This window comes from Immundisolibacter cernigliae (genome assembly GCF_001697225.1).
Lineage (GTDB): Bacteria > Pseudomonadota > Gammaproteobacteria > Immundisolibacterales > Immundisolibacteraceae > Immundisolibacter > Immundisolibacter cernigliae.
The window spans coordinates 72,783-89,423 of record NZ_CP014671.1 but is presented as its reverse complement, the minus strand read 5'-3'; the positions used below and the strand labels follow the sequence as shown (position 1 = coordinate 89,423).

Below are 16,641 nucleotides of genomic sequence, written 5' to 3'. Positions count from 1 at the left end.
CTATCAAGGACGGATCATGATCGACTCCCCGCTGCTGCCGCATCTGGACGCTTACATCGACGGCCGCTGGACCGCGGCCGCGTCCGGCAAGACCTTCAAGGTCATCAACCCCGCCACCGGTGACCACCTGGCCGACGTGGCCTCGCTGGGCCATGACGAAGTGCTGTCCGCCATCACCGCCGCCAAGCAGGCGCTGCGCACGCCGTCGACTTTCGAGCAGCGCCATGCCTGGCTGACCGGCATCGCCCAGGCGCTGCGCGAACACCGCGAGGAGATCGGCCGCATCCTGACCCTGGAGCACGGCAAGCCGTGGAAGGAGGGCGCCGGCGAGGCCGACTACGCAGCCGGCTTTTTTGCCTACTGCGCCGAGCACCTGGACCTGCTCAAGCCCCGCAAGCTGGCCGAAAAGCCGCGCGGCTGCGAGTGGACCGTGCAGTACCGCCCGGCCGGCGTGGTCGGCCTGATCGTGCCGTGGAACTTCCCGATCGGCATGATCGCCAAGAAGCTGTCGTCGGCCATCGCCGCCGACTGCGCCAGCGTCATCAAGCCGGCCTCCAAGACCCCGCTGACCATGCTGGCCCTGTTCACGCTGCTGGATCGGGTGGTCAAACTGCCGGCCGGGCGTGCCAATCTGGTGATGGGCTCGGCCGGCATGATCGGCGACGCGCTGCTGACCCACCCCGACGTAGCCGTGGTCAGCTTCACCGGCTCGACTGAGGTCGGCCGCGAGCTGATCGAAAAAAGCGCGCCGCTGGTCAAGCGCCTGACCCTGGAGCTGGGCGGCAATGCGCCGTTCATCGTTTATGAGGATGCCGACCTCGACCACGCCGCCGACCAGCTGATGGCGAGCAAATTCCGCGGCAACGGCCAGACCTGCGTGTGTGCCAACCGCGTGTACGTGCAGCGCAGCGTGGCCGATGCGTACCTGGAAAAAGTCGTCGCGCGGGTGCGCAAGCTCAAGCTGGGCAACGGCATCGAGACCGACACCGACATCGGCCCGCTGGTGGACCGCGCCGGCTACGAGAAAGTGCGTTTCCACGTCGAGGACGCCCTGGCCAAGGGCGCGACCCTGCTGGTCGGCGGCGGCGCCAAGCCGATCGACACCGAATGGGGCGGCTTTCACCCTCCCACCGTCGTGCGCGGCGTGACCCACGACATGGCCTGCTGCAAGGAAGAAACCTTCGGCCCGCTGGTGCCGGTGATCGAGTTCGACACCGAGGCGCAGGTGCTGGACATGGCCAACGACACCGAGTTTGGCCTGGCCGCCTACGTATTCACCCGCGACGAGGCCCGCGCCCAGCGCTCCATCATGGCGCTGCAGTTCCAGCACGTCGGCTGGAACACCGGCTCCGGCCCCACCCCGGAAGCGCCATTCGGCGGCATCAAGCAATCCGGCTTCGGCCGCGAGGGCGGCGCCGAGGGCATCTACGAGTTCGCCGAGGCGCAGACCGTGCCGCGCGGGGCATGAAGGAGCGCGGAAGTATTCAGCGTTTCACGCAGCGCAGGGATGCGCTGCCAAGATCGGCGGCTGTACGCTGCTGGTTATGTGAGCCATCGAAAAACTGTAGGAGCCCGGCTTCGCCGGGCGATCATCGCGCAGCGAAGCTGCGCTCCTATCAGGTTTTTTCTCAGCGTTTCCTTAGGGAAACGCTGATCAATCCCCCGAAACCAGCGCTATGGACATGACGGCGCTGACGCGTGACCGCCCCTGGGGAAAAACGGCCCGTTTTCGGGTGTGGATCGGGCCAATGTGCGTGTTCTGGCCGGATATTCCGGTTTTGGGCTCCCTCAGGACGCACGGAGGGTGTGCCGCGCCCGAAGGCGCCAGCCGGCAATCACCACGTTGGCCAGGCCGAACAGCGTGAACAGCTGCGCCTGGTTCTTGGCCAGCCCCCGGTAACGCGCCTTGCGGTGCTTGAACAGGTTCTTGATGATGTGAAACGGATGCTCGACCTTGGCCCGCAGGCTCGCCTTGACCTGTTCGATCCGTTCCTGCAGGCGGCCCAGCGCGTCATCGGGCAGGGCCCGGCGCACGCCCGGGCGCAGCGCCACGTGCCAGGTGACCGGCGTGTCCCGATTCTCCGGGCGCTTGGCTACGCCCTGGTAGCCGGCATCGCCCAGCGCGTCCGTTTCCTGCCCGTGCAGCAGGGCGTGCGCCTGGGTCACGTCGTTGACGTTGGCCGGCGTGGTCAGCACCGTGTGCACCAGCCCCGAGTCCAGGTCGACCCCGATGTGCGCCTTCATGCCAAAGTGCCACTGGTTCCCCTTCTTGGCCTGATGCATGTCCGGATCGCGCGCCCGGTCGCGGTTCTTGGTCGACGGCGGGGCGGCGATCAGCGTCGCATCCACGAGGGTGCCCTCACGCAGCAGCAGGCCCTGGCGGGCCAGGTGATCGCGAATCGTCTCGAAGATCACCCGGCTCAGACCCTGATCTTCCAGCAGGCGGCGGAACTTCAGCAGCGTGGTCGCATCCGGCGCCGCCTCGCGGGCCAGGTCGATGCCGATGAAGCAGCGGATGGCGTGGCTGTCGTACACGGCGTCCTCGATGCCCTCGTCCGACAGCCCAAAGCACTGCTGCGCCACGTACATGCGCAGCATGCGCGACAGCCCCAGCGGCGGGCGGCCCGGGCCCTTGCCGGCCGGGTAGAACGGCGCCAGCGCCGCCTCCAGCTGCGCCCACGGCGTCACCGCCTGCAGCTGCGCCAGGAAGCGCTCGCGGCGCGTCTGCTTCTTCTTGCCGGCGTACTCGAGGTCGGAAAAGCTCGTTTGCATGACGTCTGCTCACCACCGCTGCGGACCAGGTCACATTGTCTCAGGACCAAGGTCTCATGCCTCCAACGGGAGGGAATAAATCAGCGTTTCCTTAGTTATAAATAGCAATATTGCCGATGACCCGAGAAGAAGCAGCCACCTTAGTTAATTCTGCAATTGATCTACTCGTGCAGAACGACTATGCATTGCTTGACCTTGATGTTACAGAGCGTTCGCTCTCGTATCGTCTGGCGCATTACATGGCACTTTCCGACGCTATCCAGCCACCGCTTACCGTGGACTGCGAGTACAACCGCCATTTTGGAGATCCAAAAAGGCTCAGGCTGCCACCTCGCAAAGCTCTAGATCGCGAAATTCGCGCAACAACCGTATTTCCTGACATCCTGGTGCATGAGCGCAACACGGACGTAAACAACCATGTCGTGCTCGAGCTCAAGAAACCTGGAGAGGACATTTCATACGATGAGCGTAAGCTTCGCGCCTTTCGCCATGAGCTTGGGTATGCTCACACAGCGCATGTCATTCTTGGCCGGGTAGCCAACGACGCCATAATCCGTGAGGTCGTGTGGATTGATGACTAATAATTCATTCAGGCCGAACCCGTTTCGCGAGTCGGCTTAATTCATGCGTTAGACGGCGAACAACCATGACAATCGCGTGTTTGGGATGGGGATCACTGATCTGGGATCCGCGCTCGTCGCCGATCCAGCCTCCTGTAGGGTGGGCAAAGCGCAGTGTGCCCACGCGGACTATCACGCAGAACCCGAGCAACCCATGTCCCGCTACCGAAGATTTACGAGTGCCGTGTTCTGTGCTGTATCAGCACTGAATAGGCCGCATTGACCCGCTTGGCCTCGACCTGCGTCTGCGCACGTTTCTCCTTGCTCATGGGCGCAAGGTGCTCCGGATGCGCCCGCTGAACCAATTGGCGTCGTATCTGCTCGATTGATTCCCATGTAGAGGTCTGCGTCACCCCGAGTATCTTGTAGGCGTCTTCAACGGTCATCGTGAGTGCTGGGCGATTTGGATGCGTGGCCAGGGCGACCGGCAGCTTCATAGAGTCGCTGGCCCCACCAGACGCAATAGGTTTGACCGCAGGCGTCGGCGGTATCCCAGAGGACGCAGCCTCTCCCATATCCAGCCGATGCTGCACCGGACCGGTAGTGTCCAACCTCGGTTTCCCCGCCGACGGTTCTGTCTCCGACAAGGCCGCTTGAACCTCTCGCAGCAGCTCAATTGCTCGCGGTGCCTGGCGAAACTGGAGCTCGTGCGCAAGATGTTCAAGTACTCTGTCGTCTTCCTTTGACGAGGCGAACAACTTCTCCAGTTCCGCAATGGTGTGGCGCGTCAAGGGACGGGTCATTCCAACGCCACTTCGCGTTGTTCTTCCACGCCGTACGGGTCGACTTCCTTGTAATGCACCCATGCGGTGTTGTCGGCAGACTCTGAGCCGAGCGGCTCGATCCCCATGCGCTCCAAGGTTTGCAGCAATTCGTTGATGATCGCATCGCGGCGACGCACGAAGCTCGATGCGAAACAGCGCCAGAACGTCCAGCCGGCACGCTCTAAAACCCGTTGACGTGCCATGTCGTCGTGCCACTGTCCAGGTCCGTGGAAGCGGTCGCCATCACATTCGATGGCCAGGCGGCGGCCCTCGTTGCCCTCGACGACAAAGTCGATACGATAGCCCCCACTGGGCACTTGCGGCTCGACGCGGAATCCGCGCTTGACAAGCTCGTCGAACATCTCCAACTCGAACCCCGACTCGCATTTTTCGCGCAGCGATTGGACCCTGCGTACGTCCTGTCGGAACGGCTGCTTGAAATGGCGCATCACCCGGCTGTTGAGGGAATTCGGTTGGAAGTCGGTTTCAACCACCGAACGGAACAGGTACATGCGGTCACGGGCACGCGACAGCGCCACGTTGAAACGCTGGTTCATGTCGGGGCGGTCCAAAGCAGCCCGGTTCCCGGGGCCAAGAACCATTGACACCAGCATGATGTCGCGCTCACGCCCCTGGAATACAGGCGGCGGACCGATCGCAATCTGGCGACCCACGACGTCGACCGGCGAAATGCGCTCGCTCACGAGCTCGTGGATGTGGGCCGCCTGGGCGGTACCGAGCAGCGTCACGACGCCGATGCTGCGCCCGTCGAACTGGGGATCGGCCAGGATGGCTTCGATTTCGTCGACGATTGCCTTGGCTTCGGGACGGTTCACATCCCCTTGGCGGAAACCGCCCTTGACGAACACATCAACTAGCGGCGGGTCGAGGCGCTCGTTCGCCTTCGGAACGCGCAAGGCCCGGATGTCGTTCTCGTAGAACTCCCGGTTCGAGAATTCGATGATGGCTGGCACGCAGCGGAAGTGTTCTTTAAGCATCACGGAGTTGCCTGCGAACACCACGCGTGCAAGATCGTAGATGGACTTGCCTGGAGTCATCTCCGAGCCGTGAGGCTGGTTGGCCAGGAATCGGCGGCTGAGCTCCTTGATTTTCTCTTCCGCCGTGCCTATGGCCAACGGCGAGACCTGTTTGTGGTCACCGACGACCAGTAGTTTCTTGCCCCGCAATAGCGCTGGCAGTGCCCAGATGTCCGATTGCGAAGCCTCATCGATCACAACGAGATCAAACAGGCCCACTTCAGCTGGAATGGTTTCGGATACGCGCCACTGTGGTAATACCCAACAAGGAACCGCTTGGTAGGCTCGCTGCATGGCGTTGCGTGCAGTCCTGCGGTGCCGGATGGCCCTCACACCATTGCCGCCACCCATTGCCTGCACTGCGTTCAGATAGGTCTGCAGCGCCTGCCGCACGCTGTCCGGTGAGTTGTTGAACACGCCCAGCCAGGTTTTCTCTGCCACCAGGTCTTGGTACGTGCGCGCCAGCGCGGTGGTTAGCGCCTTACGCTCTTCGAACAGCTCGCGCAGCCTCTGGTGTCCGTCGATACGGTCCAGAAACGTCACGGCCAGTCGCCAGTTCCAAGCCTCGCGCCACTTCACCGGAACTATCGCGTCGAGGTCCGAGGCTGCGACCTGCGTCCGTACGCGATTTGCCCACTGAACGGCGCCGGCCGCCTCAATGGCGTCAGCCACTCGCGCGATGTCCTCGAACGCCGGCCGAAGGGTGGTCAGGTGAGACAACTCGGCCTGTAACGCGAGCCAAGTGGCCTGCAAGGCCGACTCGTCGGTCGATGCCCCGCCCAGGGACTCGGTCAGGAAACATCGCAATTCATCGACGATGCTTCCACTGCGGCCCTCGAGCTTTCGCACCAACTCCTGAACCCGTGTCATCGCGTAGGCCAGGCGCCCCTTGTCGACGTGTGCGTGCAGGCTGGCGGAGGCCGTAGTCACGAAACCCTCGCCTCCGTCCCACATCCGGTTGGCGGTCGTTTTGCCGAAGACTTCTTCAAGCCGTGTGTGCAGACTGGCGTCGAACACGATGGTCAGATGCCGCACGGCCTCAATGCTCGCCTGCCAAGACATCACCTGCTTGAAGGCGGCATCCAGGTTCGCGTCGAGCGCCTCCAGCCCGAACTCACCGGACAGTGCTGTCCACCGTGCCACGGCCTTGCGGGCCTCAGTGCGCCAAGCGAGTGTTTGTTGGGCTAGCTCCCAGTCACCCTTGGATGCCGGTGGAATGCCAAGGACGGTGACCGCGGCGACCATCTTGCGCGCCTCGCTCTGGCCGAAGGGCAGTGCAAACGCGCTCTTGCCGGCAACCAAACGGCCGACGGCCTCTGTGAAGTCCTTGTGCCGTTCGGCATCGGCGGGAACGTCCACCGCTGTGGCCAGCAACTCGAGACGTCGTTGCTCAAGGTGACGCACGTCGCCGCAGATGGCGAGCAGGGCATGGAGTGCCGGATCGCCCTGCCGCGTGTCTGCAATGCGCTTGCCCAACTCGTCGAGCCAGGGCCTTCGTGCGCCAGCCACCTTTGCCATGAGCGCTTGGCGGTCCTCGAGGAACTTGAGCAGCGCCTGCGCCTTCTCGAAGGTTTCCAGCCGCGTATCGACCAGCCCAAGAATGTTGCCTTGGGTCACGCTGTCGTCGATGGACTTGGCCTTGACAAGGTCTCGATGCAGCCCGAGCAAGTCCGACCACGAGGGGAACTCGTCCTGGGCTGGCAGTGAACACCCAAGGTAGACCAGATTCTTACCAACCTTGATGCGAGCTTGCCGAAGTGCGCAGATGTCAGCGTCGTCGAAGGGCAGCACGCCATCCTGCGTCGGGGGCGGCGCGTCATCGAACCACTGATGCTCCTCTGCATGGTCGAGCACCAGTTTGGCCATCTCTTCCGGCGTTACCTCCTTGCCCTGGAATGAGTAGTTGCGCATGTGCTTGCCCGCATAGTCGGCGACGGTGTGGTCCACATGGGCAATTTTGGCGTGGAGCTGGTTCAGCTTCTCCTCGGCCGCCGCGATGACAGCCGAGGCGTGGGTTGGGTTGAGGGCCGCGACGCTCGACGCAATCGTCTGGATGGAGTGCTCGAACTGCTTCATACCATCGCGCTCATCCGATAGCAGCGCGACGCTGAGCGGTCGAATGCGTTCGGGAAGTTTGTCCTGCAGCACGGCCAGGGCTGACTCGCTCTTGGCCGTCACCAGGACTCGCTTGCCTTGGGCCAGGTAGTGACAGATGACGTTGGCAATCGTGTGGGTTTTGCCCGTGCCCGGGGGGCCTTGAACGACAACGCCGTCATTGTTCGCGAGCTTCTGGACGATGGCGACCTGCTCGTCGTTGTAGGCCATCGGGAAATACAGTTCGAAGGCGCCTGATGGGCTGTCGCTGGACGACAGGCCACGGAATGGCTGCTCCGGACGAACTCGAACAGTGTTGTCACCGCGCTCGACAAAGCTGCGAATGACGTTCGGCAATTCCGTGGCTTCCTCGACCGACTTCTTCAGGCGTCGGATGTCCTCAAGGAAGATGTCGCCAGAACGTTTGCGACCGAATAGAACCCAGGTGTTCGTAATCTTGAGCTTGTCACTGGGCGTCGGTGGCGTTACATCGTCGGTCCTGACCTCGTAAGCGCCGGTGGGGTCGAGATAGCCGACCGCGGCCTTGAGCGTGCCATCAAACGTTGATGCCTCGAATGGATTGACGCGATGGGCGCCGGTGTCCAGGGCACCGGTGTCCAGGGCGCTGCGCCAATACGCCTCCAGTTGTCGCACGCCGGGCAACTCCATCGCCGCGTAGCAGTCCGCCTCAAGACGCGGCTCGACATCGCGAGGACGAACCTCAAGGTCGAAGGTCTTCTCGTTGAGCGCAATTTCGCAGGATTGCACCAGCAATGGATGCTTCAGCGGCGTCGCGAAACCTTCCTTCTTCCACGCCGCGTAGCCAATGCCCCAGACCAGTTCGAGCGGCGTCTCGGCGCCCTCCGATGCGATGGCCTGCTGCAGCGAAAAAAGCTTGTTGTATCGAGCGATGGTTTTGCGCCGCGGGCGCTCGGCTGCCGCCCAGGGCTCCCATTGGTTCTCGACGTACCAGTCAAAGAGTTCTTGGATTTCCGGGTGGTCCGTCAACTGCGCCCGCGCGACTTCACGCTGGCCGTCATAGGTCACGGCCTCTCCCTTGATCTCCGGGCTCTTCTCTGGGCTTTTCGGTAACGTGACCCAGGGTTCGAGCTTCTCATCCAGGTCCGGCGCCGCTATTTCCCGTAATCGAGGGATGCGTAGCCACACGTCATCGCCTTCCACCTGCAGGTTGAACTGGAGTTCTGGCAGCCCCTTGAGTTCGTGCTGGTAGGCAACGAAGTAGTCGTCCGGGACGCAGAAGGCAGGTTTGGTCTTCAGCTTCTCGACCTGCTCGATGTAGTTGAGCAGGTCGAGAATGAGGGGTGCGCCCTCAGTCATTTCGTTGCGCCTCCTTGGCTTGACTTGATTGAAGCGGACGGGGCACGTGCGGTACTCCTTATTTGTGTCACTTGAACGTCTTCACCGAGACCTTCACGGCGGTGTCATTGGTCGCCCACCGTCGATTCTGCATCGCGGCAAACGCCTACCTGGTTTTAGGGTATTTCCGAGCTTGCTTGCCGCGTGCGCAGGAACGCCAGCACGCGCGCATTGAACAGCGCCGCGTCTTCGACGGACGGCCCGTGGCCCAGGTCCGGCAACAGCTCCAGGTGCGCATTTGGCGCCTGCGCGGCCAGCGCTTCGCCCATGTGGACGAAATCCGGCAGGTCGCGCGTGCCGACCAGTACCAGCGTGGGCGCCAGCAGTTCGTGCAGACGTTGCGCCAGCGGCGGTTCCAGGCCCGTTTCCGGGTCGCGGTGTTGCCAGTGCCAGCCGGAGTAGTCGGCCATGATCTGGGTGAGCAGGGCCCGGCCGGCCGGCGTCTGCAGGGTCGGGGCGAACAGCGATGCGTTCAGCCATGCGCTGCGGGCGGCGTCCAGGCCATCCCGGGCAGCGATCTGCCAGACGCTCTTGAGCAGCGCCATCAGCTCGCCAAGTTGCGTGTAGCCGCGCAGCAGCGGGGCGGACAGCACCACGCGGCCGGTGCGCGCCGGATAGGCAACGGCAAAGCTGGCGGCGATGCCGCCGCCCAGCGAATGGCCGATCAGGTGCGCGCGGTCGATATTGAGCGCATCCAGCAGGGCGCGCAGATCCTCGTGGTGAGCATAGGGCGCCTCAGCGGGCAGGCTGGAACGCCCAAAGCCGCGCAGGTCGTAGCTGATGAGGTCGAAGGATTCGACCAGCGCCGGCCACTGCGGCGCCCACACGCGGTGGTCCAGGCCGAAGCCGTGCACCAGCACCAGCGTCTCGCCCCGGCCCTCGCGCCGGTAATGCAGACAGCCGCCATCGACGTCGACGCGGCCTTCAGTCGGCGCAGTGGGCATGGACCCAGGTTTCCAGTTCAGTCTGGCGGTGGGCGAGGATTTCCCGCAGCCAGGGCGTGAAGGTGTCCGGTGCCTGCGCCACTTCGGCCAGCAGGGCCGGCCAGGCCAGCCAGCGCCAGGCGCTGGCTTCCAGCGGGTCCGGCTGCGGATTGCCGTCGTGGATGCCGCACAGCAGGTGGTCGAACTCGTGTTCGGTCAGCTCGCCGATCACCGGCAGGCGGTAATGCAGGCTGCCGACCGGAATCAGCGGGCAGTCGAAGCCCATTTCCTCGCGCAGACGCCGCCGCGCTTCATCGACCAGCGGCTGATCCGGGCGCGGGTGACCACAGCAGGTGTTGGTCCACAGCCCGCCGGAGTGGTATTTGCTGTCCGCCCGGCGCTGCAGCAGCAAGCGCCCGGTGGCGTCGAACACGAATACGGAAAAGGCCCGATGCAGCAGCGCCCGGCGGTGGGCATCGAGCTTCTCGGCGCGGCCGGTGGGACGATCCTGGTCGTCCACCAGCTGCACCCACTCGTCTGTGGGGGAGGGCAGGTTCATGCCCGCAGCATGCCAGAGCCGGCCCGCCGGGCCAAGACGCCATTATGATTGGGCCATGCGCCTGAAGCTGTACGTCACCGCCGGTTGCCATCTGTGCGAGGACGCGCAGGCCGTGCTTGTGCAGGCGGGCCTGGCCAAGCTGGTGGAGCGGGTCGAGATCGGCTACGACGCGCAGCTCGCCGAGCGTTACGGCTGGCGTATCCCGGTGTTGCGGATCGAGCCGGGCGGGGTCGAAATCGACTGGCCGTTCGCCGCTTCCGATGTGCTTGCCGCCTGTTGAGCCGCCGTCACGGCGCGTTTCGAATTCACTTTCAAAGAGGAGACTGACATGGACTACACACGCAGCGAGGCCAAGGCCTGGGCCGGCAAGACCTTTCACGGCTTCTTCGAGGCGCCGTTCACGCCCATCGACGCCAACGGCGAGATCGACGCCAAGCAGTTGCAGGAGAACATCGACCGCTACATCGAGCTGGGCGTCGATGGCCTGGTGGTGGGGGGCTTCATCGCCGAGCTGTGGACCATGACCTACCAGGACTGGCTGCGTTACCACCAGCTGGTGGCGCAGGCGGTGCGCGGTCGGGTGCCGCTGTTCACCATCATTCTGGAGTCGTCCGCCAAGCAGGCCGTCGAGAAGCTGGCCTACGTGCAGAAGCTCGGCTACGACGGCGCCGAAATCATGAACCCGTCCGTGCAGCTGCGCTCCGACGACGAGATCTTCGATTTCATGAAGTACGTGGCCGACCGCTCGCCGCTGGCGCTGGTGCTGTACCGCACGCCGATGCCCGGCACGCTGATGTCGATGGACCTGATCGTGCGCCTGGCCGAGATCGACACCATCGTCGGCGTGAAGCAGGGCAGCTTCAGCCGTTCCGACACGCTGGTGCTGCGCCGCCGGGCGCGGCCGGATTTCATCGTCAGCGAACCGATGGAGAGCTTTTTCCTGGACGACCTGCGCGCCGGCGGGCAGGTGCTGTGGGCGGCGTTCTGGTACCTGGCCTACGGCAAGCTGCGCCCGCTGATGCGCGAGTACTACACGCTGGGCCGCGCCGGGCGCTGGGAAGAGGCGCGCAAGCCCTGGGAAGCGCTGCAGCCGGCGCGGGTGTTCTTCGAGGACCTGGCCACCGACATGGCGCGCACCGGCACCTACGCCAGCCACATCGCCATGATGAAACCGTGGATGGAAGCGATCGGCTTTCCGGTCGGGCCGGTATTGCCGCCGGTGCGCAGCCTGCCGGCCGAGCGGCGCGAGTGGCTGGTCGATCAGCTGAAAAAACTCGGCGTGGCCTGAACGGCGCCAGACAAGAAAAACCCCGCTGCGGCGGGGTTTTTCGTTTCAGGAGGGCAGGGGCGGTACTCAATCCTCGCCGCTGGCGAATCCGAGCAACTGCAGTAGGCTCAGGAACAGGTTGTACATACTCACGTACAGGCCGACCGTGGCCAGCAGGTAGTTGGTCTCGCCACCGTGCACCAGCGCGCTGGTCTGGTACAGGATCGCCGCGCTCATCAGCAGCACGAACATGGCGCTGACCGCCAGTGACAGGGCGGGAATCTGCAGGAAAACCGCCGCCAGGCCGGTCAGGAAGGCCACCATCACGCCCGCGAACAGAAAACCGCCCATGAAGCTGAAATCCCGCTTCGAGGTCAGCGCGTAGGTGGACAAGCCAAGAAATATCGCGCCGCTGCCACCCAGCGCCGTCATCACCAGCTGGTGACCGTTGCTGAACATCTTCAGGTACATGCCCACGATTGGGCCCAGCGTGAAGCCCATGAAGCCGGTCAGCGCGAACACCGCCAGGATGCCCCAGGCGCTGTTTTGCAGCTTGTGGACGGCGAACAGCAGCCCGAAGTAGCCAACCAGCGTCAGCAACAGGCCCGGACCGCGCAGGTCCAGCGCCATCGCAAACGCCGCTGTGGCAGCGCTGAACAGCAGCGTCATGGCCAGCAGGGTGTAGGTATTGCGGATCAGCGAGTTGGTCGCCGCCACGCCACGGGTCTGTGCAATCTCGTAGGGGCTGGAATTCATGGGGTATTCCCGGATTTGCCAAGGGACTTCGATTCTACGCATCTGAGCGCACTTGGCCACCCCGCGTCGTCGGCTGGTCAGGCATCGGCCCGGTCCGCTATCCTTCGCGCCGCCGCGGAGAGGTGGCTGAGCGGTTTAAAGCGGCGGTCTTGAAAACCGTTGACCCGAAAGGGTCCGGGGGTTCGAATCCCTCCCTCTCCGCCAGTTCGCATGCCGCCTGACGCGGTCCCCAAGACCGCCGCGCCCTGAAAAAATGCCGGCTGCACCCGGTGCCCGTCGGGCAACTCGGTACAGCCGGCGATGGGGCAGGGGCTGTAATCAGCCCCCTCTGAGGCCCGGGGGTCAGCGCAGGTCGAAGCGGTCGAGGTTCATCACCTTAGTCCAGGCGGCGACGAAGTCCTTGACGAACTTCTCGCGGCTGTCGTCCTGGGCGTAGACCTCGGCATAGGCGCGCAGCACCGAGTTCGACCCGAACACCAGGTCGGCCCGGGTCGCGGTCCACTTGCGCGCCCCGCTGCGCCGCTCGATCAGGTCATAGCTGTTGCGGCCGGTGGGCTGCCAGGCGTAGGCCATGTCCGTCAGGTTGACGAAGAAGTCGTTGGTGAGCATCCCGACACGGTCGGTGAACACCCCGTGCGGCGCGCCGCCGTGGTTGGTGCCCAGCACACGCAGGCCGCCGATCAGCACGGTCATTTCCGGCGCCGTGAGCCCCAGCAGTTGCGCGCGGTCGAGCAGCAACTCCTCGGGCTGCCCGGCGCAGTCTTTCTTGAGCCAGTTGCGAAAACCGTCGGCGATCGGCTCCAGCGGCGCGAACGACTCGACGTCGGTCTGCTTCTGACTGGCATCGCCACGGCCCGGCGCGAAGGGCACCTCGATGGTGAAACCCGCGGCGCGGGCGGCCTCCTCGATGGCGACATTGCCGCCCAGCACGATGACGTCGGCGAGGCTGGCCCCGGTCTCGGCGGCGATCTTTTCATATGCCCCGAGCACCTTGACCAGGCGCGCCGGCTCGTTGCCCTCCCAGTCCTTCTGCGGGGCCAGGCGGATGCGCGCGCCGTTGGCGCCGCCGCGGAAGTCGGAGCCGCGGAAGGTGCGCGCGCTGTCCCAGGCGGTGGCCACCCGCTCGGCGATGCCAAGACCACTGGCGGAAATCCGCGCCTTGACGGCGGCCAGGTCGTAGTCCTTGCGGCCGGCCGGCACCGGGTCCTGCCAGATCAGATCTTCGGCCGGCACTTCGGGTCCGAAGTAGCGTGCCTTGGGCCCCATGTCGCGGTGCGTGAGCTTGAACCAGGCGCGGGCGAAGACCTCGCTGAAGTGGGCCGGATCCTGGTGAAAGCGCTCGGCGATCCTGCGGTACTCGGGGTCGAACTTCATCGCCATGTCGGCGTCGGTCATGATCGGGTTGAGGCGGATGGACGGGTCTTCCACGTCCACCGGCATGTCCTCTTCCTTGATATTGACCGGCTCCCACTGCCAGGCCCCGGCCGGGGACTTCTGCAGCCACCAGTCGTAGCCGAGCAGCAGCTTGAAGTAGCCGTTGTCCCACTGCGTCGGGTGAGTGGTCCAGGCGCCTTCGATGCCGCTGGTGACGGTGTCGCGGCCGATCCCGCGGGTCTTGTGGTTCATCCAGCCCAGGCCCTGCTCCTCGATCTCCGCACCTTCCGGCGCGGCGCCGAGATTCTCGGCACGCCCGTTGCCGTGGCACTTGCCCACGGTGTGGCCGCCGGCGGTCAGCGCCACAGTCTCCTCGTCGTTCATCGCCATGCGGGCGAAGGTGATGCGCACGGCCTGGGCTGTCTTGAGCGGATCCGGCTTACCGTCCACGCCCTCTGGATTGACGTAGATGAGGCCCATCTGAACCGCGGCCAGCGGGTTCTCAAGCGACGCCTCGTCGCCCGCGTCCGCGTAGCGGTCCTTGCCCAGCCACTCCTTTTCGGAACCCCAGTTGACGTCCTTCTCTGGGTGCCAGATGTCCTCGCGGCCGAAAGCAAAGCCGAAGGTCTTCAGGCCCATGGACTCATAGGCTACGTTGCCGGCCAGGATGATGAGATCCGCCCAGCTGATCTGGTTGCCGTACTTTTTCTTGATCGGCCACAGCAGCCGGCGCGCCTTGTCGAGATTGGCGTTGTCCGGCCACGAATTGAGCGGCGCGAAGCGCTGGTTGCCGGTGCCGGCGCCGCCGCGGCCGTCGGCGATGCGATAGGAGCCGGCGGCGTGCCAGGCCATGCGGATCATCAGCCCGCCGTAGTGACCCCAGTCCGCCGGCCACCAGTCCTGGCTGGTGGTCATCAGCGCGGTCAGATCGCGCTTCAGCGCGGCGACGTCGAGCTTTTTCAATTCCGCGCGGTAGTCGAAATCCTCGCCCAGCGGGTCGGTCTTGCGGTCGTGCTGGTGGAGGATGTCGAGGTTCAGGGCATTGGGCCACCAGACGGCGGGCGACTGGCCCGCGCTGGTGGCGCCGCCGTGCATGACGTGAACGGGACATTTGGCTGATTCGGACATTGGGTACTCCGGGGTGGTGGTGGGTTGTCGGACGACGTCAACATAGGCGCAGAGCGTCTGTCGATCCAATTCTTTGTTTGTATGGGTCCGATAGCGTGACGCAATCGACGCATGCCCCGACGGGTAGCAGCCTAATGTTCGCGGGGCCGCCGCGATAGTTTTTAGGTAACCGGGAGGAGGGCCCGGGCGGCTATACTTAGTGGCATCCCACCCCGGAAGGAAAGCGCCGAATAAATCAGTGCTTCTTTTTTAAGTTCCTGTCACCGAATCAAAAGCAAGCAATTACGTGATCAATCGTGTCATCGCGGCCATCAAGGCCTTGTTCGTCCCCACCCCCAGCGCGCCACCCGAAGTGGCGCCCGAGCCGACCCCAGTCCAAGCGTCCGCGCAGCCGCCAGCCAAGCGGAGCCGTAGCAAGCGCGGGGGCGGTGAAAGCGGCCAGAAGGCGCCTTTGACGGCCCCACCCCGCGCGGCGCGTCCTGCGCCCAAGGCGCCTGCCCATACCACCGGCCTGCCGTTCGATGTGCTGCCACTGGACCCGCGGCTGAAGGCGAGCGTGGCTGCAACGGGTTTTACGCACTGTACGCCAATTCAGGAGCAGGCCTTGCCGCGGCTGCTGGCGGGCAAGGACGTCGCCGGCCAGGCGCAGACCGGCACCGGCAAGACGGCGACCTTCCTGCTGGCCCTGTTCAATCATCTGCTGCGCGAACCGCCGCGGCCCGGCCGCCTGCCAACCCAGCCGCGGGCGCTGGTGATGGCGCCGACCCGCGAGCTGGTGATCCAGATTTACCGCGACGCGCAGGCGCTGGGGCAGGGACTCGACATCACGCTGGGCCTGGCCTATGGCGGGGTTGATTACGACAAGCAGCGGGACCAGATCGCCGCCGGCGTGGATGTGCTGATCGGCACGCCCGGGCGCCTGATCGATTTTCTGAACCAGGGCGTTTACGACCTGTCGGCAGGGCAGGTGATTGTGCTCGACGAGGCCGACCGGATGTTCGACCTGGGCTTCATCAAGGACGTGCGCTACATGATGCGGCGCCTGCCGCCGCCGCAGGAACGCCTGTCGATGATGTTCTCGGCGACGCTCGCCCAGCGCGTGCTGGAACTGGCCTACGAGCACATGCACGACCCGGAACTGGTGCGCATCGAGCCGGAAAAGGTCACCGTCGATCGCGTGCGTCAGGTGATCTACCACACCGCCACCGACGAGAAAATTCGCCTGCTGATCGGTCTGCTGCAGTCGCTGCCAGAGGCCCGCAGCATGGTGTTCGTCAACACCAAGGCCGAAGCCGAGCGCGTGTGGGGCTACTTGCAGACCAACGACATTCCGGCCGGCCTGATGACCGGCGACGTGCAGCAGCGTAAGCGCGAGCGTCTGCTCGAACAGTTCCGCAAGGGTGAACTGGCGGCACTGGTGGCCACCGACGTGGCCGCCCGCGGCCTGCACATCGACGGCGTGACGCACGTGTTCAATTACGACCTGCCGCAGGATGCCGAGGATTACGTGCACCGCATCGGCCGCACGGCGCGCGCCGGCGCCGCCGGCGAGGCGATCAGCTTCGGCTGTGAGCGTTACGTGTACTCGCTGCCGGAGATCGAAAAGTACATCGGGCAGAAGTTGCCGGTAGAACCGGTGCCACACGACATGCTGGTCAGACCGAAGCCGCGCGTGCGCCTGGCGGAGGAAGACCGCGTGGCGCCCAGGCCCGGCGCCGGTGGTGGTCGTTCCGGTGGTGGTGGTAGTGGTGGCGGATCATCGCGTCGCCGGCCACCGCGACGGACGCACTGACGCTCCGGCACCGGAGCTTCGTTCAAGAACTGTGGGAGCCCGGCCGTGCCGGGCGATCATCGCGCAGCAAAGCTGCGCTCACACAAACGATCACCGACGCCGACTGGCGCTTCGATTCGATTCGATTCGATTATTTAACATAATATACATTATGCGCAATAGAGCGCGCCGAGCCGGA

The 16,641-nt window shown here is 64.5% G+C and carries 12 protein-coding genes and 1 tRNA gene; 6 read left to right on the top strand and 7 right to left on the bottom strand.

The window, feature by feature from the left end; all coding sequences use genetic code 11:
* The first annotated feature begins 16 nt into the window (after positions 1–16).
* Entirely contained in the window at positions 17–1,468 is a 1,452-nt protein-coding gene (locus PG2T_RS00505; protein ID WP_068807465.1) for an NAD-dependent succinate-semialdehyde dehydrogenase, read from the top strand.
* 320 nt (positions 1,469–1,788) lie between these two features.
* On the opposite strand, the gene PG2T_RS00500 is transcribed toward PG2T_RS00505, so the two are convergent.
* Complete coding sequence (locus PG2T_RS00500; RefSeq protein ID WP_068802296.1) at positions 1,789–2,772, bottom strand: IS5 family transposase; 984 nt, start codon at positions 2,770–2,772, stop codon at positions 1,789–1,791.
* Positions 2,773–2,888: 116 nt separating this feature from the next.
* Between PG2T_RS00500 and PG2T_RS15865 the strand changes: the two genes are divergently transcribed.
* On the top strand, positions 2,889–3,353 hold the full coding sequence (locus PG2T_RS15865; RefSeq protein ID WP_075968109.1) for a hypothetical protein: 465 nt from the start codon (positions 2,889–2,891) through the stop codon (positions 3,351–3,353).
* A gap of 212 nt (positions 3,354–3,565) precedes the next feature.
* On the opposite strand, the gene PG2T_RS00495 is transcribed toward PG2T_RS15865, so the two are convergent.
* From PG2T_RS00495 to idi, 4 genes are all read right to left on the bottom strand, one after another.
* Positions 3,566–4,123 (bottom strand): DnaJ domain-containing protein, encoded by a 558-nt coding sequence (locus PG2T_RS00495; RefSeq protein ID WP_158513109.1) that lies wholly within the window; start codon positions 4,121–4,123, stop codon positions 3,566–3,568.
* Positions 4,124–4,131: 8 nt separating this feature from the next.
* On the bottom strand, positions 4,132–8,625 hold the full coding sequence (locus tag PG2T_RS00490) for an AAA domain-containing protein (protein WP_068802337.1): 4,494 nt from the start codon (positions 8,623–8,625) through the stop codon (positions 4,132–4,134).
* 155 nt (positions 8,626–8,780) lie between these two features.
* A complete protein-coding gene (locus PG2T_RS00485; RefSeq protein WP_068802336.1) occupies positions 8,781–9,608 on the bottom strand; it encodes an alpha/beta fold hydrolase in 828 nt (275 codons plus the stop codon).
* Positions 9,589–10,146 carry an isopentenyl-diphosphate Delta-isomerase gene (gene idi, locus PG2T_RS00480; RefSeq protein WP_068802335.1) on the bottom strand — a complete coding sequence of 186 codons (558 nt, stop codon included), beginning with the start codon at positions 10,144–10,146 and terminating at the stop codon, positions 9,589–9,591. The genes PG2T_RS00485 and idi overlap by 20 nt, the downstream gene beginning before the upstream one ends.
* A 55-nt stretch (positions 10,147–10,201) precedes the next feature.
* On the opposite strand from idi, the gene PG2T_RS00475 reads away from it, so the two are divergent.
* Positions 10,202–10,426 carry a glutaredoxin family protein gene (locus PG2T_RS00475; RefSeq protein ID WP_068802334.1) on the top strand — a complete coding sequence of 75 codons (225 nt, stop codon included), beginning with the start codon at positions 10,202–10,204 and terminating at the stop codon, positions 10,424–10,426.
* A 48-nt stretch (positions 10,427–10,474) separates the two neighbouring features.
* Positions 10,475–11,434 (top strand): dihydrodipicolinate synthase family protein, encoded by a 960-nt coding sequence (locus PG2T_RS00470; protein WP_068802333.1) that lies wholly within the window; start codon positions 10,475–10,477, stop codon positions 11,432–11,434.
* Positions 11,435–11,500: 66 nt separating this feature from the next.
* Here the strand turns inward: PG2T_RS00470 and PG2T_RS00465 are convergent, their stop codons facing one another.
* The gene (locus PG2T_RS00465) at positions 11,501–12,169 is read right to left on the bottom strand and encodes a Bax inhibitor-1/YccA family protein (RefSeq protein ID WP_068802332.1); all 669 of its coding nucleotides are present in this window, start codon (positions 12,167–12,169) and stop codon (positions 11,501–11,503) included.
* A gap of 116 nt (positions 12,170–12,285) precedes the next feature.
* On the opposite strand from PG2T_RS00465, the gene PG2T_RS00460 reads away from it, so the two are divergent.
* A tRNA-Ser gene (locus PG2T_RS00460) sits at positions 12,286–12,373 on the top strand.
* A gap of 138 nt (positions 12,374–12,511) precedes the next feature.
* Here PG2T_RS00460 and katG read toward each other — a convergent pair.
* Complete coding sequence (gene katG / locus PG2T_RS00455) at positions 12,512–14,671, bottom strand: catalase/peroxidase HPI (RefSeq protein ID WP_068802331.1); 2,160 nt, start codon at positions 14,669–14,671, stop codon at positions 12,512–12,514.
* A 511-nt stretch (positions 14,672–15,182) separates the two neighbouring features.
* On the opposite strand from katG, the gene PG2T_RS00450 reads away from it, so the two are divergent.
* Positions 15,183–16,463 (top strand): DEAD/DEAH box helicase, encoded by a 1,281-nt coding sequence (locus tag PG2T_RS00450; RefSeq protein WP_068807462.1) that lies wholly within the window; start codon positions 15,183–15,185, stop codon positions 16,461–16,463.
* Positions 16,464–16,641 lie beyond the last annotated feature (178 nt).

Bases quoted from the DNA above. Each gene is read 5' to 3' on its own strand.
- PG2T_RS00490 (WP_068802337.1), bottom strand. From the start codon at position 8,625: ATGACTGAGGGCGCACCCCTCATTCTCGACCTGCTCAACTACATCGAG.
- idi (WP_068802335.1), bottom strand. From the start codon at position 10,146: ATGAACCTGCCCTCCCCCACAGACGAGTGGGTGCAGCTGGTGGACGAC.
- PG2T_RS00470 (WP_068802333.1), top strand. From the start codon at position 10,475: ATGGACTACACACGCAGCGAGGCCAAGGCCTGGGCCGGCAAGACCTTT.
- PG2T_RS00465 (WP_068802332.1), bottom strand. From the start codon at position 12,169: ATGAATTCCAGCCCCTACGAGATTGCACAGACCCGTGGCGTGGCGGCG.
- PG2T_RS00505 (WP_068807465.1), top strand. From the start codon at position 17: ATGATCGACTCCCCGCTGCTGCCGCATCTGGACGCTTACATCGACGGC.
- katG (WP_068802331.1), bottom strand. From the start codon at position 14,671: ATGTCCGAATCAGCCAAATGTCCCGTTCACGTCATGCACGGCGGCGCC.
- PG2T_RS00485 (WP_068802336.1), bottom strand. From the start codon at position 9,608: ATGCCCACTGCGCCGACTGAAGGCCGCGTCGACGTCGATGGCGGCTGT.
- PG2T_RS00475 (WP_068802334.1), top strand. From the start codon at position 10,202: ATGCGCCTGAAGCTGTACGTCACCGCCGGTTGCCATCTGTGCGAGGAC.
- PG2T_RS15865 (WP_075968109.1), top strand. From the start codon at position 2,889: ATGACCCGAGAAGAAGCAGCCACCTTAGTTAATTCTGCAATTGATCTA.
- PG2T_RS00500 (WP_068802296.1), bottom strand. From the start codon at position 2,772: ATGCAAACGAGCTTTTCCGACCTCGAGTACGCCGGCAAGAAGAAGCAG.